The organism is Cellulomonas carbonis (assembly GCF_014636275.1).
Lineage (GTDB): Bacteria > Actinomycetota > Actinomycetes > Actinomycetales > Cellulomonadaceae > Actinotalea > Actinotalea carbonis.
This window is the reverse complement of record NZ_BMEB01000010.1, coordinates 1-24,181: the sequence shown is the minus strand read 5'-3', so window position 1 is coordinate 24,181 and position 24,181 is coordinate 1. Positions and strand designations below refer to the sequence as shown.

Genomic DNA, 24,181 nt, shown 5'->3' with positions numbered 1-24,181 from the left:
GGACGTCGACCGCCTGGAACCGCCTGTTCGTTACGAGGATGTAACGGAATTGGCTGGTCTTCCCCTGAGGCAGCTGAGACTGCGCAGAATAGCCCCCCGGAGGGCGGTTTCGCAGTGAACTGGTTGACACCTCCTACGACCGGCGCGAGGCTCCTGCCGTGACGTCCACGCCCTCGTCGTCGACTCCACCGACGCGGGCCCCCGCGGCGGTTCCGGCGGACCCGCCCGCCTCACGCCCTCGATGGCGCGAGCGGGCCTCGTCCTCGTGGCGCGGCAGTTTGGTACGTCATCGGGACTTTCGGATGCTGTGGGCCGGCCAGTCGGTCACCCGGCTCGGCACAGAGCTCTCGGGGCTTGCGATCCCGGTCCTCGCCGTGCAGCTTCTCGGCGCGGACGAACTCGAGATGGGTCTGCTCGGCGCGGCGGACACGGCGGCATTCCTGGTGCTGGGGCTGCCGGCTGGCGCCTGGGTCGACCGCCTGCGCAAGCGACGAGTTATGACGGTCACCGACCTGCTGCGCGGGGTCGCCCTTGCCAGCCTGCCGGCAGCGTGGGTGCTCGGCATCCTCAGTTTCTGGCACCTGCTCGCGGTCACGCTGATCGTGGGCGCGGGCGCCGTCTTCTTCGACATCAGCTACCAGTCGATCCTTCCCACGCTCGTCCGCAAGGACCAAATCGTGGAGGCCAACGCGAAGCTCGAGATGAGCACGAGCATCTCGATGGTTGGCGGTCCCGCCGTGGGCGGCCAGCTCCTGCGGATCATGTCAGCACCGTTCGTCATAGCGCTCGATGCGCTCAGCTTCCTGCTGTCGGCGTTGTTCCTGTCGCGCATCCGCACGCCGGACCTTGCCCCCGACAAGTCCACGCGCCGCAACCTGCGCGTGGAAGTCGCGGAGGGCATGTCGTTCGTCCTGCGCCAACCGCTGCTCCGCCGGATCGTGGCGTGCACGGCGATCAGCAACCTCTTCTCGTCCGCGACGGGCGCGCTGATCGTCCTGTACGCACTGCGCGACCTCCAGCTGTCCGCCGGGACGCTGGGCCTCGTCTTCTCACTGGGCGCCGTCGGCGCACTGCTTGGCGCTGTCACCACGACGCCCTTCACGAAAGGGGTCGGCGAGGGCCGCGCGATCCCGATCGCCGCTCTGTCGTTCGTGCCGTCGGCGGCCCTCATTCCACTGGCGGGGACGCTGCTCCCCCCGGCCCCGACGCTGATCGCCAGCTGGTTCCTCACCACCGTCTCGATCGTCCTCTACAACGTCACCCAGGTCAGCTTCCGGCAGCGCCTCTGCCCCACGGAACTGCTCGGGCGCATGAACGCGTCGGTCCGGTTCATCGTCTGGGGCACGATGCCGATCGGGTCGCTGCTCGGAGGCTTGGTCGCTCAACAGTGGGGCATCCGCGCAGTGCTGTGGGCGGCGGTCTTCGGGCAGATGATGGCTGCTCTGCCCGTGCTGCTGTCACCGCTGGTCCGTATGCGAGACCTGCCGACCGCGCTCAAAGCGGGGTGACTGCCGCGTGAGCATGCAGACCCTCAACCCCTTCAGCTGTGGCGGGGTCATGAAGACCCGCGGCCAGCATCGGGCGACACAGTGCCAGCAACCGGACTGGCTAACGGCCGCTTCGCGACTGTTCCCTCGAATGGCTCATCTTTCTGGATAGGTCACTAGGCGGGCGTCGCGTTCCCGCCTAGTGACTGAGCGGTCGGCGCCGCCGAGAGGCGGGACGCGCGAACGTCCGCGAACATGCCCGCCGGTGGCGGGGCATAGGGCAGTGGCTCGCCCCGCTTGCAAGAGTTGTTGAGACCCTCCGCACCGGCGAACGGGCCATCGGGGTCCATCAGCATGGCCATGTGGTGGTCGGCGTGGTCGCGCCACCACACGCTCATGCCGGTGGTGGGCTCTTGACGTAGGTGCTCCCAGGCGCGCCAAAGCGCCTCAAGGCGGATCACGGCCTCGTCGTACTTCCACCACTCGGCGGCCCAGACTCGGGTACGGCCGTCACCGGCGATCTTGCGCCGGTAGACGTTGCGTAGGTACTCGCGCACGAACTCATCGACCGACCCGAAGTAGAGGGTCGGAGCTGACTTATGGACGTCCTCGTTGTCGGCAGGTGCCTCGAACGGGTGACCTGCACCGAGCGGCCGGTCGTCGGCGACGGGCTCAGCCTGAATGCCTGGCTCGTCGTACTCGTCGGCTCCCCAGTCGCTCATGGCATCTCCCTAGTCGCTTCTACTACCCGCACGGCGGCGAGTTCGGCGTCGGCATTGCTGAGGGTGCGGGCCGCCTGGGGATCGTGGGCGGCGATCGAGGCCCGCACCGCGTCAGCGTGGCGCCCGGCCATCCACGGCTGGGTGCGGATCAGGGTCGGGCGGGAACCGGAGGCGAGCACGATCGCTCGGCCCTTGGGCATCGCTGCCAGGTCCGCGACGTCCAGGATCCGTTCACGGTGCAGCTGGTAGGACACACCGCGCCCACCTCGGCCGGTGGACAGGGTGGAGGCCTGCCGGTCGTAGTCCCCGACCATCCGGGACAGGTCCTCCAGGAACGCCGGCTCCTTGACGCCGCCGCCGTAGACGGCGACGTTGGCCGCGCTCCACAGCTTCTTCATCCCGGACTCTCCCCAGACCTCCACGCCCTGGGACCAGCTCTGCAGGATCGTCATCAGCACGATGCCGCGGGAGCCGTAGTGGCTGTACAGGTTCGGCAGCTCCCGCCACCGGCACACGTTCGCGGCCTCGTCCAGCACGCCCAGCAGCGGTGTGGTCAGCCGCCCGCCGGCCGAGCGTGCGGCCAGCTCCTCGGCCGCCTCCACGACCGCGACGGTCAGCGCGGTAACCAGGGGCCCGGCGGTGCCGCGGCCTTCCTTGGACAGCGAGTACAGGGTGCCCCCGCCGGCCACGAACGCGGCGGGGTCGAAGTGCGGGCGGGTGTCGATCGGCCCGCGGGGCGTCACCCAGGTGGCGACCTGCCTGTTCGTCAGACAGGAGGCCATCTGCTGGGCGGTGCCGAACACGCCACCGCGCTGCTTGTCCGGGGCGGCGACGATCCCGGCGACCTGCGCCGCGGTCAGCGTGAAGCCGTGGTCACGCAGGATGTCCGCCGCGGCCTCGTCCGTGGGACGCGTGGTCCACCTGTACACGTCGGTAATGGGGCGCCGATCCAGCGCGGCGGCCAGCAGGAGCCCGGTGAGCAGGTCCTGCCCGGCGGGCTCGAAGTAGGCATCCGTGCGAGCGCCGGGGTCACGGGACCCGGAGGCGAAGTGCTCGGCCAGCTTGGCGGCGCGGACCTCGTCCGTCACGTACGACAGGGGGTTCCACCACCATGTCGGCTCCTCGAGGGAGATGCCTTGCGGGTCGAACACCCACACTGGGCCGGTGCGGGCTCGCACGTCGCGGGTGGCGTCGACGACGTCGCGCTTGTTGGAGGTGACCAGCACCGCGCCGGGGGCGTCCAGGATCGCCGGCACTGCCCGGCTGGTGGTCTTGCCGGTGCGCGGCCCCCAGATGTCGATGTGCATGTCCTCCCAGGAGCCGTACAGCGTCTGCCCCCCGCCCACCGTGCGGCCGATGGGCACGCCCGGGGACGCGGTGACTCCCAGACGCTTGGCGCTGGCCTGGGCATGGCGTCGGGTCAACGCCTCGACGTCACGACCGCGACCCATGTAGGCGGCGGCGCGGTCAACGCGCGTGCGGCGCTGACGGATCCCCCGCCACCACAGGCCCACCAGCGTGGCCAGGGCTGCGACGAGCACGACCACACCCGCCAACGCCCACGTCGCCTGCGGCGGCCAGGGGATGTCGCCGCCGAGGACACTGAAGAACACCGCGAACGGGTCCGCAGGCACGGGGGTGCCCGTCCCGGCGAGTCGATGCCCGACGTGGACGGCGACGTTCACCGACGCCACGGCCAGGACCACCACGACGATGCCGACCCACAGCAGCACCATCTCGGCGCCCATGGCGCCGGGGTCCTTGCGGCGGTTGTTGGGGGTGCTCACGATGTCGCCTCGACGCCGGTGGCCTCGCCGATGCGGGACTGGGAGTGCCACAGCTTGTTGGTGTCGTTGATCGCGAGCTCGGCCTGGGTCAACTCGACCCGCACCGGGATCCCGGGGCGCCCGCCGACCTTGAGCAGGAACCGGCCGCGGCCGGGTGGTTCGGCCTCACGGCCGCGGGCCGCGTCCCAGGCGGGAGGGTCGGACCAGGAGACCATCAGGTCCTGCTCGGCGCGGGAGAACGGCACCGCCGAGTTCAGCTGCGGCATCTCCGCCGGCGGCAGGCCCCCGCAGATCACCATCCCGGCACGCTCCACGAAACCGCGCGCCTTCATCCGGTCCTCCTCACTGGGCAGCGCCAGCAGGTCGGACATGGTGTGGGACACCATCGCCATCCCGACCCCGCGGGTGCGGTTCAGGCGGGTCAGGGCATCAACCCGATCGACCATCCCCTTCCCGGCACGCAGCGCCCGCCACAGCTCGTCCAGGATCACGAAGTAGTGCCGGCGCGGTTCCAGGCCCGCGTCGGCGAGGGCGTTGGCGACGTTGACGGTGCCGAACCCGGCCGACCAGCACGCCAGCAGCGCGGCGGCCTGCAGGTCGTGGTCGCCCTCGTCGATCGCGGACACGTCGTACACGACCGGCCGGTCCCGCCGCATCGGGTTGGTCGTCGGATGGGAGAACGTCTCCCCCAGGCGGCCACCGCCGACCAGGCCGATCAGGGACGCCTCGAGGTCCTCGGTGATCTGCCCGTACCGCTCGGGTGAGCCGCGGTCCAACGCCACGGTCCGCACCTCCGGTGGGGCGTCACGGATGACCTGCAGCAGGTCACCAAGCACCGGCACCCCGTCGTGGCGCTCGTCGAGGACCTCCAGCGCGCGGTCCAGGATCGTCTCTTCACGGTCGGTGGGTGGGGCCTTGCGGGTGATGGTGATCAGCGCGGACACCATCTGGTGGCGGCGACCGTGGGCGTCGGCGAGGACCTGGGCGCGGGCGGTGCCGGTCAGGCGCTGCGCAGCCGCGGCGGCCTCGCCTGGGTCGAGCACGTTCAGGTACCCGCGGCCTCGGCCCAGGGTGATGACCTGACCGCCAAGAGCCTGGATCAGCTCGACGTAGTCCGGCTTGAGGTCCCCCAGGACCAACGGCATGACCCCGTACCCGGCCAGGCCCGTCGCCATCCGCCGAGTCAGGGTCGACTTGCCCAGGCCGGGCCGGCCCAGCACGAACGCGGAAGGGTTGGAGATCAGCTGGGCGCGCTGGAACCAGGAGATCGGGTCGCAGCACACCGTGGCACCGGTGAACAGGTGCCGGCCGATCGGTGCCCCGGTCATCGGAGCCCCGGCGCCGACCGAGAACGGCCACAGACCACAGACCTGAACCGTGGTGCCCCGCCACTCATCAGCGGCCTGCACCATGAACGACTCACCACGCCCGCGCCCCAGCCACCCACGCATCGGTGGCCGCAGCACCCGGGGCTTCGCCGCGGCTGTGGTCTTCTGCCGGCTCATCGCTCGCGCTCCCCCGTGGTGGTCACAGCTTGTTCCGTAGCTCGGCGGGCACCTTCAGGTGACGCGGCAGGACCAGACCCAGCGGAAGCGCGGCCGTGAACGCGGAGTCCTGCGCCCCGTAGACCGGGCGCAGACCCACGCGCGCGGCCGAGGCCAGGTAGGACACCGCGGCACGGGCATCCGCCTCGTCGGCCGGGTCCAGGACGCTGGCGGTGATGAGCATCCCGAAGTTCACCAGCCCCGCCCCGGCTGCCTCTTCGGCAGCGGTCGCGGCCGCTGAACGCACCGCGAGGATGTCCCGGGCCGCAGGCTTGGCCGTCGCGCTCTGGCGGAACTCCGCCGCGCGCAGGTCCGCCTCAACGATCGCGGCCGCACGGGCGGGATCGATCGGCCGGTACAGCAGCGTGACGCGCTTACGGGCGATGTCCCGGTGCGGGGCGAGGACCTTCGCCAGCATCTTGGCCTGGACCAGACCCTGCGGTGCGGTGGTCATCGCCCACGTCACCGATGTCGCCGAGTCGTGGCGGTAGGCATCCCACGACGCCTCATGTGCCGTCGGCCCGACCTCGGTCCACGACAGCTCGGGGGTCTGCCCCACGGCGTGCGCTTCGTCGATCAGGGTCGCGGCAGCCGGGTCGTAGGCCACGCGCACCACCTCACACAGCTCCTGGGCGGGGACGGGGTGCGCCGCACCGGCACCGGTGGCCTGCAGCGACAACGTCAGCCCGGGGATCCGCGCAGCGAGCTCGCGGCCCATCTCCTCCGCGGTGCGCTTACGCGCACCCGGCCGCGCCGCGGCGTTGAACGTCAGCGCGACGAACGCGCGGACCGTGGAGGACCCGATCGGGTACCGGGCCACGACCTCGTCCAGCATCGCCCGCGCGAACACCGGGGCGTTCGGGTCCACGTTCAGCGCGACCTCACGACGAAGCCGCGACCCCGTGTCCGGGGCCGTCTCGATCGTCACCGACGCCGCATCCAGGCCCGGCTCGTCCGCCAGCGTGGCCAGCCAGTGCCCCCATGCGGAGACCCACAGGTCCACCTGGTCCTCATCGACCAGCGCCGCCCCGTCCGGCTCAGTACCCAGCACAACGGTGAAGTGCGCCGTGGCCGGCACATGCAGCAGCGCGAACGGGCGCCCGTAGGAGTCGGTGTGCTCCGACAGGCGCGAGGCGGCCAACAGGCCGGGCAGCTGGAAGGTCCCCCACAGGGCTCGCCCCAAGGGCCCCGAGCGGTACAGGTGCGACCCGCGTGAACGGGCCATCCCCCACCCGACGCGGGTCACTGCCCGCGACAGCAGGCTGCGTCCGTGGCGGTCCTTGCTGACCAGGAGCAGCAACACCAGGCCCAGCACCCCGGCCGTGGCGAGCCCCTGCAACGGACCGGCGACCATCACCGTCATCACCACGAAGATCAGGCCACCGAGCAGCACCGCGGTGCCGACCGAACCCAGGCCCAACAACCCCGGCGACGTCGGTCGACGCCAGTTCCCGTACGTGCGCGGACTGCGCGCCGCCTCATCAACGACTGCCACTTGGACCATCCCCCTCGCCGACACTGCGCTCACCGAACGCACGCGCCGCACCAGCGGCGGCCTGCCCGGCCCTCATCCCTGCATCCAGCGCCACCCCAGCGGCCATACCGACCGGTCCACCGGCCGCACCAGCAGTCGACGCCCCACCCGCACCGGCGCCCGCCCCAGCACCCGCCGCAGCGGACGCCCCGCCGCCGGCGCTGCCCGAAGCACCTGGCGGCGGTGCGGACGTCGCCGCGGTGCCGCTCGGAGCCTGGGGACCGGAGCCGCTCGGACCGGAGTCCCCGCCTCGATTCGTGGAGCCCGTCGGTCCGGACATCGGCGCGCTGCCTGCTTCCCGTCCCACGCCGAGGAACCGCCCCGCGGCGATCGCGCCGGTCGGCAGCGCCGCCAGTGCACCCATCGCGACCGCTCCCCCGGCCCCACCGGCGGTCATAGCCCCCACCATCGGCGTCACGAAGCGCATCAGCGCAGGCATCGCGAATAGCGCGATCACCATCAACATCAAACCGGTCAGCACCGCAAGGAGGCCTGACCCGTCATCGGTGAACACGCCGACGTCGGTCCCGGTGAGCTGGAACGCTGCCGCGTAGACGACCGCTGCGGCCGGCTTGTAGAGCACGAAGGCGACCAGCCAAGCCACACACTTCTTGAACCACTGTCGACCCATCTCGGTGTTCGTCGCCGATGCCGACAACGGCAGGATCCCAGTCAAGATCACCAGCATCCCCGCGCGGGCAACCATCAGGATGATCTGCACGACGCTGGCCAGGATCGCGATCAGCCCCAGGATGATGACCAACAGCGGGCCGAGAGCTGGGGTGGCCGGATTGAGGCCCAGTTGCAGCAGGCGCGCGATGTTCTCGCCGAAGCACGCCCCGTCACTGGTCACATCGCAGTTCAGCGAGTTGTTCAGCAGCCACACCGAGAAGCTGTCCGACGCAGTGACCAACAGCGACACGACGGTCACCCCTGCACCAGACACGACGATGAGCGTCATCAGGCTGCGCAGCAGGTCCCGCCCCGGCTCGGCTCGCTGCTCCCACGCCAACCGCGCCGCGCCGATAAGAACGGACAGGACAGCGGCGGCGCCCATGTACCACCACAGCGACGACTGCAGGAACGCGACAGTGCCCGAGCCGCTCTCCGGGCCAGCAGGAAGCGCTTCGGAGACCAGTGCGCTTGCCGCGCTGATCAAGACCACCGCGGCGAGGACGAGCCCGATCCGGCCCACGCTTGCAAGGCCCTCACCGCGCCGCATGCGAACGGCAATCAGGCCGCCCAGGGCGAACAACGAGATCACAGCCACGATCAGCGCGACCCACGTGACGTACCCCAGGACCGTTGTGAGCCCCTGGGAGGCCTCGGCGCTGGAGCCCGCCGCAACAGGAGAGCCGGCGCCTGTCCCAGTCAGGTCAGGTGTGCCGATGTTCACCCAGACTGTCCCAAGAGAAGCGACGGTCCGGCCGAAGGCTTCCATCACGGCCTGGGCCAGATTGTCGATCGCGTCGCCGATCGCGCTCTTCGCTAGCTCCTCAGCCTTGCAACCGAAATCGAGGAGCCCACAGTCAGCCACGCGTCACGCTCCCCAGCTGATGTAGCCGGCGAGGTCCGGGATGGTGGCGATGTCGAGTGGTTGCCGGACATCAGCGTTGATCTTCCAGTCGCCGTCCTGCCATACGAGCTCGTAGACGCCGGACAAGGTGATGTTCTGGCCGCCAGCGGAGCCACGTACGCCGAGATCGATGGTGGCTGTCTCGCCGTCGTACGCCAGCACCCTGAACCCGGCGATGTTCAGTCGGCTCCCCGTCGCGTCGCTCCCCGCGCCACTGAGTTCCCCCAGTAGTTGATCGCGGTACTGCCCGTGGCCGAGTGCTGATTCAGCCCACACCGCACCAGTCACGGGGTCGCTTCCCTGAGCGAGAGCGTTCGCTGCCATCACGACCGCGCCCTGAGGCGAGCGCTGGAAGCACGCGCGGATCCCTTGGTCATCGGTGAGGCCTGGACCAAACTCCGGAGACGTGGGGTATGCGATCGTCCCTTGGAACTCCCATGTCGCTGGGATGGTGCTAGTAACGGCGTGCTCCGAGGCGACACCGTCGAGACCGCACACGCTCTCCCCGGTGGCTCCGGTCGGCTCGGGGTCCGCTGAGGGTTGCGTGGCCGTCGGGACGGCGGTTGGGTCTGCTGACGCCTCCGGGTCCGCGGTTGCGTTGTTCGCTGCGTTCAGTCCTAGGACCACGGCCAGGACGAGCACGATCGCCACGACCAGGCCTGCGGCGATGAAGCCGGGGCGTGTCCAGGGGCTCTGCTCGGTGTCGCCGCTTGCCATGGGGAGCCTCAGGCGCCCATGAGGAAGCCGACGAGGGCTCCGGCGGCGCTGATGACGATGACGCCGCCAAGGGCCATGCCGATCTTGCCGGCGTGCTCGCCGCCCTCGCCGCGGCGGGACTGGATGGCCATCATCGCTCCGGCGACGATCAGGCCGATGATGCAGATGGCGAGGGCGACCCACTTCACCCAGCCCATGATGTCCAGCAGGCCTTCGGTGCCCGGCGGCTGGACCGGGGTGGGATTGGGGATGGTCGTGATCACCGCGGCGGTGAGGCTGTCGAGCATGGAGGTTCCTTCCGTTAGAGGGTGCCGCCGGCGGCGGGTCCTGAGCTTGGGATGAGCGCGTGCAGGTCGGCGAGGAGGCGACGCACTGCGGCGGGCGCGGTCTCGGCGGTGGCATCACGTCCGAGGCGCCAGTCCTCGTTCCACGGGACGTGCCAGGCGCGGGGCACACCGCCGCAGACCAGTGCGGCGAGGTCGCGTAGCGGCCGCGGGAGCCGTCCCGGCGCGTCGGCGACGATCACCAGACCGAGCACTTCCATGTCGGGTAGATGGCCGCTGGCCCAGTGAGTGGCCGCTCTCTGGGCGGCTTGCAGCCCCGAGGCGTGGGAACGGGCGACGAGGACTACCCGGGTCGGCGTGTAGGTGGTCGCCGGCGGGCGCGGCCACGCATGGCCCGCGGCTCGCCCGCCCGGGAGGAGGCGAGCCAGCGTGGACTCCCCCGCGCCGCCGTGGACACCGAGCCACCACACGGCCACCGGCGCTGGCTGCTGGTGGATCGGGAGCTGGTCCACCATGTCGGGCGCCTGGACCCCGTGTTGCGGGCGCGTGGCACCTAGACGGCGCTCCGCGGGCAGCCGGACAGGCTCGACCGCGGCCGGCGCCTGGCTCGAGGCGTGCGGCGACAGCCACGGGTTTGTGGTCAAGGTCCCCCCTGCGTACTGCGACAATCCCGACATATAGGCCAGGGCGCGGAAGTACGGTACACCGCGACGCTATCTCAGGAAGCATATTGCGTCTATCTGTTACTAGTCTCTATAGTGCGCTGTGGCGGTCACTACTGTGTGGCGCATGGGCGAACCCTTGGATGAGCTGTTCGAGGGCCTACCGCGGCATCTGTCGGTGGAGCAGCTCGCCGAGGTGCTCGGCGTCTCTCGCCCGACCGCTTACAACTGGCTGAACCGGCGGGTGATCCCTGCCTACAAGGTCGAAGCGACGTGGGTGATCTTGCGCGACGAGGTGAAGAGCTACCTCAGGTCGCAGAGCAACCAGGCTCGGGCCACGCAAGAGCCACCAGCGCCGGTGAGCGAGGAGGACGATCCGCCCACCGGCTGATCGACAACTGCAGGGGGGCAGGGCTGTTGCGGTCACGGACACCGGTGGCGATCGCGCTGACACTGATGCTCGCGGGGTGCTCTAGTCCCCCAGGCGCGCCGGGCGAGGCCCGACCGGCGGCTGGGCCCGCCGCATCGCCCCCGACCGCGACGGAGCCTTCCCCCGCCGCCCCGGAGGTCTCATCAGGTGTGGGTGTGCCGGACTTCCACGATGGATCGCCCGTGACACCGCCAGGCGATCCGTCCTGGGACGAGGTCGACCGCGCCGCCGCTATCAGCGTCGCTGTCCAGGCCGTCACGCTGTTCGCGCGCCCGGACCAGCCCTACGAGCAGTGGTGGTCCGACCTCGCCCCGCTTATGAGCGTCCAGGCGCAGATGGACTACCAGTACGTGGACCCCACCAACGTGCCCGTGCGGGCGGTAACAGGCGAGGGCGTGCTGATCGACGATGCCAGCGCCTCGGTCGCTGGAGTCCAGGTGCCGACCGACGTCGGTCCCTACACGGTGCTCCTGAGCCGGACCGGCGAGGCAAGCCCGTGGCTCGTGGAGCGGATCAGTCCGCCGGAGAGCGTGGGCTGACGTGGCTCCTGCCCGGTCCCTGGCGGTCGTCGCCGGTGTTGTCGTCGCCCCACTCGCCCTGATTGGCGGGGCGCTGGGCTTCGTCCTGCTCGGTTCCACGGTCGCCGACGCCTCCTGCAACCCCGGCGACTCGAGCGTCATCGTCGATCCTGCCGCACTCCCCCAGCGCGCCGTCGCCGGCTACAGCGGGGAACAGCTGGCCAACGCCGTGCACATCCTGCGCGCCGGCGCAGACCTCGGCCTGGGCGTACGCGACCAGACCATCGGGGTGATGACCGCGATGGGAGAGTCCGGGCTGCGAGTCCTGGACTACGGCGACGCCGTCGGACCGGACAGCCGAGGCCTGTTCCAACAGCGCGACAACGGCGCCTGGGGCTCGTACGAGGACCGGATGGACCCGTACACCTCCGCCACGAACTTCTTCCGGGCGATGACCCGCATCGCCAACCGCGAGTCGATCGCACCGACGATCGTCGCCCACCGCACCCAGCGCAACGCCGACCCGTACCACTACGAACGGTACTGGGACGCGGCCGTGGCGGTCGTCGAAGCAGTCAGCGGTACCCGCACCGGCCTTACTCCGGGCACCGGCTCAAGCACCTGCACCGGCATCCCCGATGTACCGGGGCAGGTCAACCCCGACGGGTGGGCCCAGCCAGCGGCAGGACCCGTCACCAGCCAATACGGGATGCGCTTGCACCCGATCTTCCGCGAGTGGCGCCTCCACGCTGGTGTGGACCTGGGCGGCGGGGGGTGCAACAGCCCCGTATGGGCCGTCAACGACGGCGTCGTCACCGTCGCTGGGCCGGCCAGCGGCTATGGCCAGCTCATCGAGATCGACCACGGCGGTGGGCTGCGCACCAGGTACGCGCACATGTACGCCAACGGCGTCCTCGTCGACGTCGGCGACCACGTCGAAGGCGGCGACAACATCGCCCTGGTCGGCAACACCGGCTCGTCCACGGCCTGCCACCTGCACTTCGAGGTCTACGTCAACGGGGCGTCGACCGACCCCGTCACGTTCATGTCCGCTGTCGGGATCCAGCTGCGATGAGCACGGTCCCCCACTTCCCGCGGATCACGGTGACGATCCACCCGGACACCAGCGCAGAGGTCACCATCCAGGGGATCTCCTACCCCGTACCGCCCACCGGTGACGTCGTCTCCGCTCGCCAGGCCGCCATCGGCGTTGTGGCCCTGCGGGCAGCGTCCGCGCTGGGGCGACCGGTCCGAGTCACCGCCACTGACCCCGAGGGCAGCTGGCCGCTGATCGTCCACCCCAGTGGCTACGTGGACGGTGTAGAGCCGACGCCCGGCCGTGCTGCGGCCAACGCTGTCGCGCCCGTCCACCTCGTCGTAGACGACACCCAGGCCAGCCCGGCCGGACTGTCCTTCCTCATCGGACGCAACCCTCGGCCACGCCCAGGCGAGCTCGTCGACGTCGTGCTTGCCGTCAGTGATCCCACCCGCCTGCTGAGCAAGACGCACAGCCGGATCGATGTCGACGACAAAGGTGCGGTCACCGTCACCGACCGAGACTCCACCAACGGCACCGCCGTGGAACTTCACGGCACACGCCGCGACGCCCAGCCGGAACGACCTCTGCACGTGCCTCCCGGCGCAGCCGTCCTCGTCGGGGACCACCGTGTGGTCATCGTTCGGACGGAGACGGCATGACGATCCCGTCCTCGACACGCCGATCAAGTTCGCCCGGGCTGCCTATGTCTATGTCTAGGTTGACCACCATGGCAGTCAAGACCACGCGGCGTGCCCGCGGCACAGGAGCTGGACGCGTCGCCGTGTTCGCCGAGGTCGACGCCGAAGCCAAGCAGAAGCTCGAGGCCATGGTCGCTGCTACCGGCGCGCCGAAGTGGGCAATCCTCGAGGCGCTGATCGACCGGGCGGAGCTTGACCCGACTGGCCGCCCGGTGTGGTGGGAAGAGCCGGACAACCATCAGGAGGCGCTCGACATCCCAGCCTGACCCAGACAAAGCGATGGCCCGCCCCCCTGAGGGGACGGGCCGAGTTCAAAGTTCTTCACCCGTGTGGTTGGCGCCCGGGAGGTGAAGAGCTCCGTTCGACACACCCTTCGGCGTGTCTGTTCGCTTGGAGCCCAAGGTAACTCACACACACGCACCCGCACTAGCGCACCCGGCTGACACGCCGAGGCGTGTCGTCGGCGATTCACCCGAAGCGCCTCCCAGCGCGACCCTGCTCACCGCTCCCCCGGTAGTGCCTGCGCGCGGGTCGGCGGACGTGGAGGCAGCCCGTGCGGCGTGGGCTGCGTTGGCCCCGTTGCTGGCTGGTGCGCCGCGGATGCGTCTGGGTGTGCGGACCGCGCGCGGGTTGCTGGAGTACCGCACCCGGGATGAGCGGCCGTTGAGCAAGGCCCTGCCCACCGCCCCGGCCGCGGTGCGCGTCTACGGCGCGGATGGGTGCTGCGCAGCGCTGTGCCTGGACCTGGACGCCTCCCGCGGCGGCCCGGACGCGGTCGCGGCCGACGCCGCCCGCCTGACCGGGCTGCTGCGCGGTCACGGCGCCCGGTTCGTCACCGACGCCTCCCCCAGCGGCGGGGTGCACATCTACGTCCCGTTCACCGCCCGTGTCCCGTACGACGTGGCCCGCGAGCTCGTCGAGGCCCTGGCGACGTCGCATCCCACGCTGGACCCGGGCCCGCACCGGTCTTTGAAGACCGGGTGCATCCGCGTGCCCGGCTCCACGCACAAGACCGGCGGCCACCAACGGCTCACGATGCCGCTGGCCGCCGCGTACGACGTGCTGCGCCGCCCCAATCCCGCTGATGTGCTCACAGCCCTACGCACGGGCCTGGCTGCGGAGATCTCCGCCTGGAAGGCCGCCCAGACCGCCGCGTGGCCCCAGGAGCCCTCCGGGGTTCCGGCGGGCCGTGGTGGGCAGCTGTCCGCCCGGTTGCGCAGCATCGCCGAGACCGGCCTGTACGACACCAACCGCTACGCGTCCCCCTCCGAGGCACGTCAGGGCGTCATCGCCGGCGCCGTCGCCGCCGGGTGGTCCCTGGCCGACGTCGCGGCCCGCCTGCACGACGGCCGCTGGCCAGGACTGGCGGCCCTGTACGCCCGCTACCGCCCCACCCAGCGGCCCGCGTCCCTGGCCAAGGACTGGCACAACGCCCAGACGTTCCTGGCCACCGCCCGTCAAGAACCACCCACCAGAACCCCCGGGGAGAACCATGTCCGCAGATCCCACACAAGCCCCCTAAAGACACACGCGGGCATCCCCGCTCTACTGGACCCGCACGCGGAGCACGACCACATCCGCACCTGGCGCACCGTCCTGCGCGCCACGGAACAGCACCGGTTCCCCGGCAGGGCCGGGTACCTCACCCGGTTCGTCCTCCGTGCGCTCGGAGAAGCCGCACACAAGTCCGGGACCCGCTACATCGCCTACGGCACCAGGTCGCTCGCCATCGCGGTCGGAGCCGACCACTCCACCGTCGCCACGGTGCTGCGCCGGCTGGCGTCCGAGCCCGGTGGGTGGATCGACCTCATCGAACCGGCCCGCGGTGAGCACGGCGACCTGTACGAGCTCACTATCCCCACCGACCTGGTCGCCATGGCCGCTGACCTGCGCTGGGACCGCGGCAGGGCGCACGCGCTGCGGCCCGTGTTCCGCACCCTCGGACCCGTGGCGGCCCTGGTCTTCGAGGCCGTCGAGAACGGGCGCGCCAACACCATCACCTCCCTGGTCACCGCGACCGGGATCGCCAGGTCCTCCGTGCACGACGCGGTCGACACCCTCAGCTCCCACGGGCTGCTCGAGCGACACGACCGCACCCTGGTCGCTCTCCCCCACCACCTGCTGCGCGCGGCCGAGATCCTCGGTGTCCTGGACGACGTCGTGGCCCAGATGCGCCGCTACACCGCCGAACGGCGACGGTGGCGCGCGTGGCTCGCACGCCACGAGCAGCACACCGACTCCCCCGCGGATCCGGCCGAGGACTTCTGGTGGCCACCGGAGGACGACGACCCCTCCGGCTACACCCTCCTGGCCTTCGCCAGCTAGCCCACTCGCCCACCCCGGCGGGCGCAGCAGCATGGGCTATGCACGACGAGGACTCCGCTGGCCCGGCTCACCTGGCCACCAGGGGCAGGCAGCTCGAGGCCGATGTCAGGGGCTGGGCGCACACTGCGGTCGTGGACCGTCCGGCTCGAGCACACTACGACTCCTGGATCGTCACCAACGGTGACCCCAAGCCCGCCACGATGCTGCCCGCCCCACGACGCGCAGTCATCACCACCCACACCTACGGCGGACACAAGATCACCGTCCAGCTCTACGTCGTCGCCCGCTCCCGCGGCTTCGTCTGCGTCGAGCAAGACATCTCCGGACGCGCCCCCTGGTACGCCTGGATCCCCGACCGCCAGGCGATGCCCGTCTGACTAAGGCAACTGGCCTAAGGGACCTAGAAATCCTAGGAGTTAGAGCAAACCTAGGGCACCTAGGATCGCTAGGAAAACTAGGAAGGCTAGCGGCATGGTTCGCGCGGCCGGCCGCTCTCGGGCGCGCGAGCGAAGCTGGTGGCCCGCGACAGCGGAATCCTAGGATTCCTAGCGGCGCTTAGGCTGGTCGGGTGGCGTGTCTGCGACGCTATGAATCCTAGGTGGGCTAGGTTCGCTAGCAGACCTAGGAGGTATCCAATGGAGATCGACCGCTCGCTCCTGACTCGTGTCGTCGCTGTAATCAACGGCAAGGGCGGCGCCGGCAAGACATCCGTCACGGCCAACGTCGCTGGACTCGTCGCCCACTCCGGCTTCCGAGTGCTCGCCGTGGACATGGACCCGCAGGGAAACCTGGGGGAGGACCTCGGCTACACCCAGAGCGACGTCGACGATCAAGGCCGCGCGCTCGCCGCCGCGCTGGCGTTCGGCCAGCCCGGCACGCCCGTGCCGTCAGTACGACCGAACCTCGACGTGATGATCGGCGGGCACCACCTCGACGCCGCAGCCGCAGCGCTGGCGGCAGCGAAGGACCAGACCGCCGCCCGGCTCGCGCTGGCTCGCGTGCTGCAGCCGCTGTCGGAGCAGTACGACCTCATCCTCATCGACTGCCCGCCCGGCATCGAAGCCCTCCAGACCGCCGCCGCGGCGGCGGCCCGGTGGGCGCTTGTGCCGGCGAAGTCCGACGCGAGCTCACGCAAGGGCATGCTCGACGTCGCCCGGCGCCTGGACGCCGTCGTCGACCTCAACCCCGGCCTGGACCTCCTCGGCGTTGTCCTGTTCGGCACCGGCAGCAGCGCCCACCGCATCAAGGAAGAAGCCCGAGCACGCATTGTCGAAGCCCTCGGTGCCGAGGACGTCGTCATGCAAGCCACCATCCGACACTCCGAAGCCACCGCCCACGCCGCGCGAGAGCGCGGCCAGCTCGTCCACGAGCTCGAAGACGAAGCCCGCAAGGGCCCCGCCTGGTGGCAAATCCGCCGCGGCGAAGCAGCCGCCGGGGGAGCGCCGCGCACCGCCAGCGGCGTCGCCGAGGACTACCACGCACTCGCCGCCGAAATCGTCGCCAAGATCACCGACGCCGAAGCCATCCAGCAGCAGGAGGTGCCGGCATGAGCGAGCCCGCCCCCAACCGCACCATCACCGGCTTCGGAGCCAGGCCCCGCAGCGGGGGAGTGCACCCCGACGCCAGCAGGCTCCTCGCACGAAACCGCACCACACAGCCCGCACCAGAGGCCTCGGTCAGCCTCAGCCCCCCCGCGACGGTCGCCCCCATCCCGCCAGCCCCCACCCCGCCAGCCCCCGCCGCGGCACGGAGGCCGACCAAGGCGAAGGAGCAGCTGAACGTCGCCGTACCGCGCGACGTGCGCGCACGCATCCGCGCCGCCTACCGCGCTACCGCCCACACCGAAGGCCACACCTCCTTCAGCGACCTCATCTCCGCCGTGCTCGACGCCGAGGCCACCCGCCTCGAGCAGCAGTACAACGAAGGCCGACCCTTCACCGGCGGGGAGCAGCCACTGCCCCCCGGCCGCCCCCTAGAGGGATGAACGTGACCCAGCCACGCCAACGCCCGCAGTGGACCGTCGGCCAGCTCCGCGCCGAACTCGTCGGCCTCCCCGACGACACACCCCTAGCCGTCGATATCTGCCTCGACGCCCACGGCCACTCCCGCCGCCGCGTCCCCCTCATCGGCGCCGGCTACGGGTGTGGTCTTCGCCGATCAATGGCGGGGTTCGTTCGGGGCTCGGTGGCGACCACGGTCGGGGCGGCATGACGCCGGGTGGGGTAGCCCGTTCGGGTGGTGTTGACGGGACTTGCTGTCGCGACCGGTTGTGACGGCGGTAGGCATTGGTGATCACTCGTCGCGATGGGGCGGCGGGGTGCGGGCTGGGGGCCTTGATGCGCACACGTCGTCGTTCTGGTGTTCGGTTCAGCGTGGTCGCGATGACCGCCACGGCCGCGGTGGTGGTCGGTGCGCTGCCGGCGGCGGCAGCGGCACCCACGGTGCCGACCGGTTTGACCTTCGAGCGGGCGGTGACGCACACCCCGGTGCTCGCTGGGACGGTCAGCGATCCCGATGGTGGGGCGGTCACCGCCAGGTTCTTCGCGCGTACGGCCGGTGCGAGCACGTGGAACGTGGTCAACGGCGCCACGGTCGCGGCGACGTCGGGACAGGTTGCACGGACGACCCTGCCGGTGCAGGCCGCCGGGACCACGCTGGAGTGGACGATGAAGTCCTGCGACGCCGCGACGTGTTCCGCGGCGGCGCCAGTGGTCACGAGCGTGGTCTCACCGATGCTGGGTGCGGGGCCGCGCAAGAACGCGACGGCGCTGCCGTTCCAGCTCGGTGACCGGGTCAGCGCCAAGGTCGACGTCGGGACAGGGAACCTGATGCTGACCGCCGAGGCCCTGTCGGTCCCCGGGGTGCACTCCGACGTCCCGGTCCAGCTGGTCTACAACTCCCTGTCCCTGGGTGCCGGTGTGGCGCAGGCGTCGACGTCGAACCCGACGGGGTACGGGTGGACCGTCAGCGTGGGGATGCGCCTGGAGGCGGCCGCGGACGGGTCGCTCGTGTTCCACGGCCCGGCCGGCCTGACCGGCACGTTCGTCCCGGCCGGCGGTGGGGCTTTCACCGCGCCCGCCGGTCTGACGGCGGACCTCGTCGCACTGTCGGGCGGTGGGTGGGCGCTGACGGACCACGCGTCGCAGCAGAAGCTGACGTTCAACGCCTCGGGAATCCTGACGACGATCGCGGACCGCAACGGCAACACCCACACCCTGACCTACGACCCCTACAACCCGACCCGCCTGGCCGGCATCACCGCCACCCGCGGCCCGGCCGGTTTGGATGTGACGTTCGCGTACACCTCGGGGCGGCTGACCTCGATCCGACAAGGGCCTTCGGGGTCGGTTCGCACCGTGGGGCTCGGCTACAACGGCTCCGGTGACCTGACGACGATCACCGATGCGTTAAACCGGACCACGACGTTCACCTACACCGCCCACCAGCTGACCCGCGTGCAGGCTCCCGGTGGGATCGACACGTACGTGGAGTACGACGTCCGCAACCGGGTCACCGCGGTGCGGCAGGTCAACGGCACGGCCGGGTCGGCCGGGGACTCCTGGACCCGGTTGGCGTACACCTCCGACACGCAGACGCTGGTCTCGGACGGGGAGCAGGAGACCACCGGGTCCCCCACCTCCGGGGAGCGCACCGCGTACACCCTTGCCGCGGACCGCACGGGGCGGGTGACCAAGGCGGTGGACGCCGAGGGGCGTGAGCGGGCGGCGACGTACACCGCGAACTACGACCCGGCCACGGCTACCACCGGCGCCGGGACCTCCGCGGCAACCACGACGATGACCTACGGGGCGAACAGCGGGGAGTCCCTGACGTCGCTGGCCTCGCCGACGGGTGCCACGCGCGGGTGGGAGTACACGAATACCGCCGCGGCCACGAAGTACCTGCCGACCTCCAGCACCGACGACGCCGGCAACTCTTCGGCGTACACGTACAACGGTGCCGGGAACGTCATGACCTCCACCGACGCCCTGGCCGCGCAGGCGGTGCTGACCCGCAACACCAACGGCACCGTCGTCACCGCGACCGCCCCGGGCAACGGGACGAACAAGACCACCTACACCTACACGAACGCGCAGGTGACGAAGGTCACCCCGGTGACGGGCTCGTCCCTGGGGGTGCGGGACTTCACCTACGACACCTACGGGCGGCTGAAGACGGCCACCAACGGCCGTGGGGTGACCACGACCTACAGCTATGACCTGCTGGACCGGCTGACCGGGGTGGACTACTCCGGCACCAACCCCAACCCCGACGTGTCGTTCACCTACGACACCGCCGGACGCCAGGGCACCCGCACCGACACCAGCGGCACGACCACCTGGACGTACGACCAAGTGGGGAACCTCACCTCGGTGGTGAATACGTTCGACAACGCGACGATCACCTACGGGTACGACAGGGTGGGGCGCATGGTCTCCACCACCGACTCCGGCGGGACCACCACCTACGGGTACGACGACGCCGGCGCGCTGGTCACGATGCAGTACCCGCACCCGAACGGCGGGACCGCGACGACGAACTTCGCCGTGGACGACAAGGGCCGGCGCACCGACACGTGGATGCGCACCAACCCGACCAACACCATCTGGGCCGCGCACTCGCACACCGATTACGACACGTCCGGGCGGCCGTCCCGGATCAAGGGCGAACGCCGCCAGCCCTCGTCCGGGTCGCAGGTGACCACCGTGGTGGACCTGCAGTACTGCTACGCGGCCAACTCCACCTACCCCACCTGCTCCACCAGCACCACGGACGACCGGTCGTTCGTGCAGTGGCGCCGTGACCACGTCACCGGGCAGACCACCACCTACACCTACGACGGCGCCGGGCGCCTGACCCAGGCCGCGACCACCGCCGGCACCAACGCCACGGCGCACCCCGCGGTCACGCACGCCTACGCCTACGACGCCCGCGGCAACCGCACCAGCGCCACGGTCACCACCGGCGGGTCGAGCACCACCCAGACGCGCACGCACAACGCCGCGAACCAGACCACCAGCAGCGGGTTCACCTACGACGGCGCGGGGAACCTCACCGCCGACCCGGCCGCCGGGACGATCGCGTACACCGCCGGGGACCAGATGGCCTCGGTCACCAAGGCCGGCACCACCTACGACTACACCTACGCCGGGGTCGGCAACGGTGAGCTCGTCCGCAACGAGACCCCCGGTGGGACGTACTCCTACACCTACGGCACCACCGGCGCCGTCGGCCGGCCCGCGATCGAACGGGTCACGCTCGACGGGAACACCGCCCACCTGGACAACGACCCCACCGGGCAACCGGTCCAGATCCGGACCTCCACCGGGCAGGACCTGCTGTACATCTACGACGGCCTGGGCTCCCCGGTGGCGCTGCTGTCGAACTTCAACACCACCGCGTTCGAGTACTCCTTCGACCCCTACGGCGTCGCCGAGCTCGAGACCACCTCCGGCGGGAACGCGACCGTGCAGACCCCGTTCCTGTACACCGGCGGCCTGCACGACCGCACCACCGACTGGATCAAGAACGGCGCCCGCTACTACACACCCACCGAAGGACGCTGGACCCAACACGACACCCTCGACGCACCCCTCGACCCCGCCAACGCCAACCGCTACGCCTACGCCGCCAACAACCCCATCAACTACATCGACCCGACGGGGCGCTTCAGCTGGGCTGAGTTCGGTGGGAACGCACTGGGCGCCTTCGTTGGAGCCCTAATCATCGTCCCAGCAGCACTGGGCGGGGGCCCGGTCGGTGCAGCGGCCGGCGCTGCAGTCGGCGGCTGTATCGGTGGTGCGGTCGCTGAGGGAACGTCTGCCGCGCTGAGTGGCGGGAGCGCTTCGCAAGGTGACATCGGCGGCGCGTGCCTCGGTGGTGCGGTGCTGAAGGCCTTCGGCTGATGCCACGCTCGCTGGTGCTTCTAGAGATCGTCCTCTTCTCGGTGGCGGGACTCCTGTGCCTCATCGCTCCCGATCTCATCAGCCGGCTCGTGGATCGACTCCCTGCGAGGCTGCGACCGAAGGAGGCCCGGGAAGGCGAGCGTGCACTTGTTCGGATTTTGGGAGTAGTGCTGCTGATACTTGCCGGGATCGGGGTGGTTGTGCTGCGCGACGCTTGATGACATCAGGCTCCTCCTCCGCCCGCTTGATCGCTGCACCGGACTCTACTGATTCACGTAAACGAACGTTGGGTCTGCTGCACGAGTAGGTGACAGTCGGTCTCAGGCGGCGAGTGCGACCTGAGTGGTCATGATGGTCTCGAACTCGACGGGTGTTAGGCGCCCGAGCCGGTGCTGGCGTCGGCGGCGGTGGTAGGTCCTTTCGATCCAGGTGATGATCGCGATCCGCAGGTCTTCGCGGGTGGCCCAGCGGCGCCGGTTGAGGACGTTCTTCTGCAGCAGCGAGAAGAAGCTCTCCATGGCAGCGTTGTCTCCCGCGGAGGCGACCTGGCCCATCGATCCGACCAGCTCGTGCGCCGCGAGGACGCGTGCGACCTTCCGGCTTCGAAATTGGCTGCCTCGGTCGGAGTGCACCACGCACCCGGCGACGTCGCGTCGCCGTTGCACGGCGCTGACCAGCGCGTTCACTGCGATCTGGGAGGCCATGCGGTCGCTGATCGAGTAGCCCACGATCCGGTTGGAGAACACGTCCTTGATCGCGCAGAGGTAGACCTTGCCCTCGGCCGTGGGGTGCTCGGTGATGTCCCAGAGCCACAACCGGTTCGGCGCGTCGGCGGCGAAGACCCGTCGCACGAGGTCGTCGTGGGCCGGTGGGCCGGCCTTCTTGCCGCCCCGGGTGCGCTTCTTGCCGAACGCCGACCACCAGCCGTTGCCGGAGCAGATCCGCCACACCCGCCGGTCGCAGGCAGCCAGGCCAGCCCTCGCGGCCTCGTCGGCCAGGAGCCGGTAGCCGAACTCCGGGTCGTCGCGGTGGGCGTCGAACAGCGCGTTCGCGAGGTATGCCTCCTCAAGCTCGCGGGCGCCGATCGGTGCGGCGAGCCAGCGGTAGTAGGGCTGGCGGGCGAGCTTGAGGACCCGGCACGTCACCGCGACGGGAACACCGTCGTCGGCGAGCTCAGTCACGAGCGGGTAGATCATTTTCCCGGCAGATGCGCCTGGGACAGGTAAGCCGCGGCGCGGCGCAGGATCTCGACCTCTTGCTCGAGCAGCCGGTTGCGGCGGCGCAGCTCACGCAGCTCAGCGGACTCGCTCGCGCTCGCTCCGGGGCGGTTGCCGTCCTCGACGTCCGCGTCACGCAGCCAGTTACGCAGGCACGACTCGGCGATCCCGAAGTCGGCCGCGACCTGCTTGATCGGCGCATCCCCGCGGCGAGCGACTGCCACGACGTCCCGGCGGAACTCCATCGGATAGGGCCTGGGCACGGTGCACATCCTTCCAGCGGGGACCTCGTCCCCACAGGTCAGGTGTCACCTATCCGTGCAGCAGACCCGTTTCCGCTACACCCGTCAGAGCTCAGCCGCCGTGGGGTGGTCGACGGGGCGCCCGATGTAGCGGAACTGTGTACCGGAATCTACGGTCCGATACTTCCCGTACCGGACGGGTTTCGCTACGGTCGGGGGGTGGGGCACCTTCTGGGCTACGCGCGCGTGTCGACGACCGACCAGGACGCGTCGTTGCAGATCGACGCGCTGACCAAGGCCGGGTGCTACCGGGTGTTCGTGGACACCGGCTCGGGGTCGCTGCAGCACCGCCCGGAGCTGGACAAGCTGCTGGACCAGCTGCGCCCGGGGGACACCTTGGTGGTGTGGCGGCTGGACCGGCTCGGCCGGTCGATCCGTCACCTGATCGACCAGCTGCAGGTTCTGGCCGACCGCGGCGTGGGGTTCCGGTCCTTGCAGGAGACGATCGACACGACCTCCCCGGGCGGACGATTGGTGTTCCACGTCTTCGCGGCCCTGGCCGAGTTCGAGCGTGACCTGATCCGGGAGCGGACCAACGCCGGCCTGGCGGCCGCTCGTGCTCGGGGCCGCACCGGTGGGCGGCCGTCGGCGTTGTCCGCGGACCAGGTCCGGGCTGCCCGGCGGATGTACGAGCAGAAGGACATGACGGTCGCCCAGATCGGTCAGGTGCTCGGCGTGTCCCGCACCACGATCTACCGGGCCTTGAACCGCCCACCCGCCGGCGCGGCGCCGTCACGACGAGCCACGAGCGCCGTGTAGGCCGGTCGTGGACGCGGACGGGCGGTGGCGGATCCTGCGGTCGCATGTCGAGGACCAGGTCCCGCTCGCCGCGCTGGCCCGTCACCACGGCCTGGGAGTGCGCACGCTGGAACGCTGGCATGCCCGCTACCGCGCCGGCGGTCTGCTGGCCCTGGGCCGACTGCCGCGGGCGGACGCGGGCGGGCATCGCCTGCCGGGGGAGCTCGTCGCGCTGATCGAAGGGCTCGGTCTGACTCGGCCGCGCCCACCGATCGCCGCGATCCACCGAACGGTGGTGAAGGTCTGCGCCGGCACCGGGTGGCCGGTCCCGTCCTACGGCGTCGTCCGATCGATCATCACCGCCCTGGACCCCGGCATGGTCACCCTCGCCCTCGAGGGACCGAGCTCCTACCGGGACAAGTACGAGCTCGCGCTACGGCGGACCGCGGACCGGCCCAACGCGATGTGGCAGGCGGACCACACCTTGCTGGACATCGTGCTCGTCGGCACGGACGGCAAGCCGGCCCGGCCGTGGCTGACCGTGGTGATGGACGACTGCTCCCGCGCGATCTGCGGCTACACGGTCTTCTTCGGTGCACCGTCGACGATGTACACCGCCCTGGCGTTGCGGCAGGCGATCTGGCCCAAGACCGACCCCCGGTGGCCGATGTGCGGGATCCCCGAGGTGCTGTATG

General features: G+C 70.4%; 23 protein-coding genes. 14 read left to right on the top strand and 9 right to left on the bottom strand.

The genetic code is table 11. From position 1 onward, the window contains the following. The first annotated feature begins 302 nt into the window (after positions 1–302). The gene (locus tag IEV86_RS16910; protein ID WP_188484797.1) at positions 303–1,508 is read left to right on the top strand and encodes an MFS transporter; all 1,206 of its coding nucleotides are present in this window, start codon (positions 303–305) and stop codon (positions 1,506–1,508) included. 155 nt (positions 1,509–1,663) lie between these two features. On the opposite strand, the gene IEV86_RS16905 is transcribed toward IEV86_RS16910, so the two are convergent. The 8 genes from IEV86_RS16905 to IEV86_RS18215 are packed head-to-tail and all read right to left on the bottom strand — an operon-like array spanning position 1,664 to position 10,166. After that, on the bottom strand, positions 1,664–2,209 hold the full coding sequence (locus IEV86_RS16905) for a DUF4913 domain-containing protein (protein ID WP_188484796.1): 546 nt from the start codon (positions 2,207–2,209) through the stop codon (positions 1,664–1,666). Then, positions 2,206–3,996: a type IV secretory system conjugative DNA transfer family protein gene (locus IEV86_RS16900; RefSeq protein WP_438820994.1), complete on the bottom strand. Its 1,791-nt coding sequence runs from the start codon at positions 3,994–3,996 to the stop codon at positions 2,206–2,208. Before IEV86_RS16900 ends, IEV86_RS16905 begins: the two co-directional genes overlap by 4 nt. Continuing rightward, positions 3,993–5,501 carry a putative type IV secretion/conjugal transfer ATPase gene (locus IEV86_RS16895; protein WP_188484795.1) on the bottom strand — a complete coding sequence of 503 codons (1,509 nt, stop codon included), beginning with the start codon at positions 5,499–5,501 and terminating at the stop codon, positions 3,993–3,995. Before IEV86_RS16895 ends, IEV86_RS16900 begins: the two co-directional genes overlap by 4 nt. A gap of 22 nt (positions 5,502–5,523) precedes the next feature. Next, a complete protein-coding gene (locus tag IEV86_RS16890) occupies positions 5,524–7,035 on the bottom strand; it encodes an SCO6880 family protein (RefSeq protein WP_188484794.1) in 1,512 nt (503 codons plus the stop codon). Continuing rightward, positions 7,022–8,611, bottom strand: coding sequence for a TrbL/VirB6 family protein (locus IEV86_RS16885; protein WP_188484793.1), 1,590 nt, complete (start codon positions 8,609–8,611; stop codon positions 7,022–7,024). Before IEV86_RS16885 ends, IEV86_RS16890 begins: the two co-directional genes overlap by 14 nt. Positions 8,612–8,614: 3 nt before the next feature. Continuing rightward, positions 8,615–9,367: a DUF8175 domain-containg protein gene (locus IEV86_RS16880; protein WP_188484792.1), complete on the bottom strand. Its 753-nt coding sequence runs from the start codon at positions 9,365–9,367 to the stop codon at positions 8,615–8,617. An 8-nt stretch (positions 9,368–9,375) separates the two neighbouring features. Beyond that, complete coding sequence (locus IEV86_RS16875) at positions 9,376–9,654, bottom strand: hypothetical protein (protein WP_188484791.1); 279 nt, start codon at positions 9,652–9,654, stop codon at positions 9,376–9,378. A 14-nt stretch (positions 9,655–9,668) separates the two neighbouring features. After that, positions 9,669–10,166, bottom strand: a complete 498-nt coding sequence (locus IEV86_RS18215) for a DUF6668 family protein (RefSeq protein WP_308463450.1) — start codon at positions 10,164–10,166, stop codon at positions 9,669–9,671. A gap of 274 nt (positions 10,167–10,440) precedes the next feature. Between IEV86_RS18215 and IEV86_RS16870 the strand changes: the two genes are divergently transcribed. The 11 genes from IEV86_RS16870 to IEV86_RS16825 all read left to right on the top strand — a co-directional run bounded on the left by IEV86_RS16870 (position 10,441) and on the right by IEV86_RS16825 (position 21,229). Next, positions 10,441–10,704 (top strand): helix-turn-helix domain-containing protein, encoded by a 264-nt coding sequence (locus IEV86_RS16870; protein ID WP_188484790.1) that lies wholly within the window; start codon positions 10,441–10,443, stop codon positions 10,702–10,704. 221 nt (positions 10,705–10,925) lie between these two features. Beyond that, positions 10,926–11,282 carry a hypothetical protein gene (locus tag IEV86_RS16865; RefSeq protein ID WP_188484789.1) on the top strand — a complete coding sequence of 119 codons (357 nt, stop codon included), beginning with the start codon at positions 10,926–10,928 and terminating at the stop codon, positions 11,280–11,282. Position 11,283: 1 nt separating this feature from the next. Beyond that, positions 11,284–12,336, top strand: coding sequence for a M23 family metallopeptidase (locus IEV86_RS16860; RefSeq protein ID WP_229734714.1), 1,053 nt, complete (start codon positions 11,284–11,286; stop codon positions 12,334–12,336). Next, on the top strand, positions 12,333–12,959 hold the full coding sequence (locus tag IEV86_RS16855) for an FHA domain-containing protein (RefSeq protein ID WP_188484788.1): 627 nt from the start codon (positions 12,333–12,335) through the stop codon (positions 12,957–12,959). Before IEV86_RS16860 ends, IEV86_RS16855 begins: the two co-directional genes overlap by 4 nt. Positions 12,960–13,027: 68 nt before the next feature. Further along, on the top strand, positions 13,028–13,264 hold the full coding sequence (locus tag IEV86_RS16850) for a hypothetical protein (RefSeq protein WP_188484787.1): 237 nt from the start codon (positions 13,028–13,030) through the stop codon (positions 13,262–13,264). A 397-nt stretch (positions 13,265–13,661) separates the two neighbouring features. After that, the gene (locus IEV86_RS16845) at positions 13,662–15,323 is read left to right on the top strand and encodes a helix-turn-helix domain-containing protein (RefSeq protein ID WP_188484786.1); all 1,662 of its coding nucleotides are present in this window, start codon (positions 13,662–13,664) and stop codon (positions 15,321–15,323) included. A 131-nt stretch (positions 15,324–15,454) separates the two neighbouring features. Next, positions 15,455–15,700 carry a hypothetical protein gene (locus tag IEV86_RS16840; RefSeq protein ID WP_188484785.1) on the top strand — a complete coding sequence of 82 codons (246 nt, stop codon included), beginning with the start codon at positions 15,455–15,457 and terminating at the stop codon, positions 15,698–15,700. Between the two features lie 258 nt (positions 15,701–15,958). Further along, positions 15,959–16,873 carry a ParA family protein gene (locus IEV86_RS16835; protein WP_188484784.1) on the top strand — a complete coding sequence of 305 codons (915 nt, stop codon included), beginning with the start codon at positions 15,959–15,961 and terminating at the stop codon, positions 16,871–16,873. Beyond that, positions 16,870–17,307 (top strand): ParB family protein, encoded by a 438-nt coding sequence (locus IEV86_RS16830; RefSeq protein ID WP_188484783.1) that lies wholly within the window; start codon positions 16,870–16,872, stop codon positions 17,305–17,307. Before IEV86_RS16835 ends, IEV86_RS16830 begins: the two co-directional genes overlap by 4 nt. Continuing rightward, positions 17,304–17,534: a DUF6225 family protein gene (locus tag IEV86_RS18310; RefSeq protein ID WP_438820993.1), complete on the top strand. Its 231-nt coding sequence runs from the start codon at positions 17,304–17,306 to the stop codon at positions 17,532–17,534. Before IEV86_RS16830 ends, IEV86_RS18310 begins: the two co-directional genes overlap by 4 nt. Before the next feature lie 170 nt (positions 17,535–17,704). Continuing rightward, positions 17,705–21,229, top strand: coding sequence for an RHS repeat domain-containing protein (locus IEV86_RS16825; RefSeq protein WP_188484782.1), 3,525 nt, complete (start codon positions 17,705–17,707; stop codon positions 21,227–21,229). 320 nt (positions 21,230–21,549) lie between these two features. Here the strand turns inward: IEV86_RS16825 and IEV86_RS16820 are convergent. Next, positions 21,550–22,709, bottom strand: a protein-coding gene (locus IEV86_RS16820) for an IS3 family transposase (protein ID WP_188484781.1) whose coding sequence is annotated in 2 segments (ribosomal slippage) — positions 21,550–22,428 and positions 22,431–22,709 — 1,158 coding nt in all. Because the reading frame shifts where the segments join, the coding sequence is not laid out codon by codon here. A 198-nt stretch (positions 22,710–22,907) separates the two neighbouring features. Between IEV86_RS16820 and IEV86_RS16815 the strand changes: the two genes are divergently transcribed. After that, positions 22,908–23,507 (top strand): recombinase family protein, encoded by a 600-nt coding sequence (locus IEV86_RS16815; RefSeq protein WP_188484780.1) that lies wholly within the window; start codon positions 22,908–22,910, stop codon positions 23,505–23,507. 7 nt (positions 23,508–23,514) lie between these two features. Further along, positions 23,515–24,181, top strand: a 667-nt coding sequence (locus IEV86_RS16810) for a TnsB C-terminal domain-containing protein (RefSeq protein WP_188484779.1), incomplete at its 3' end; no start/stop codon positions are given.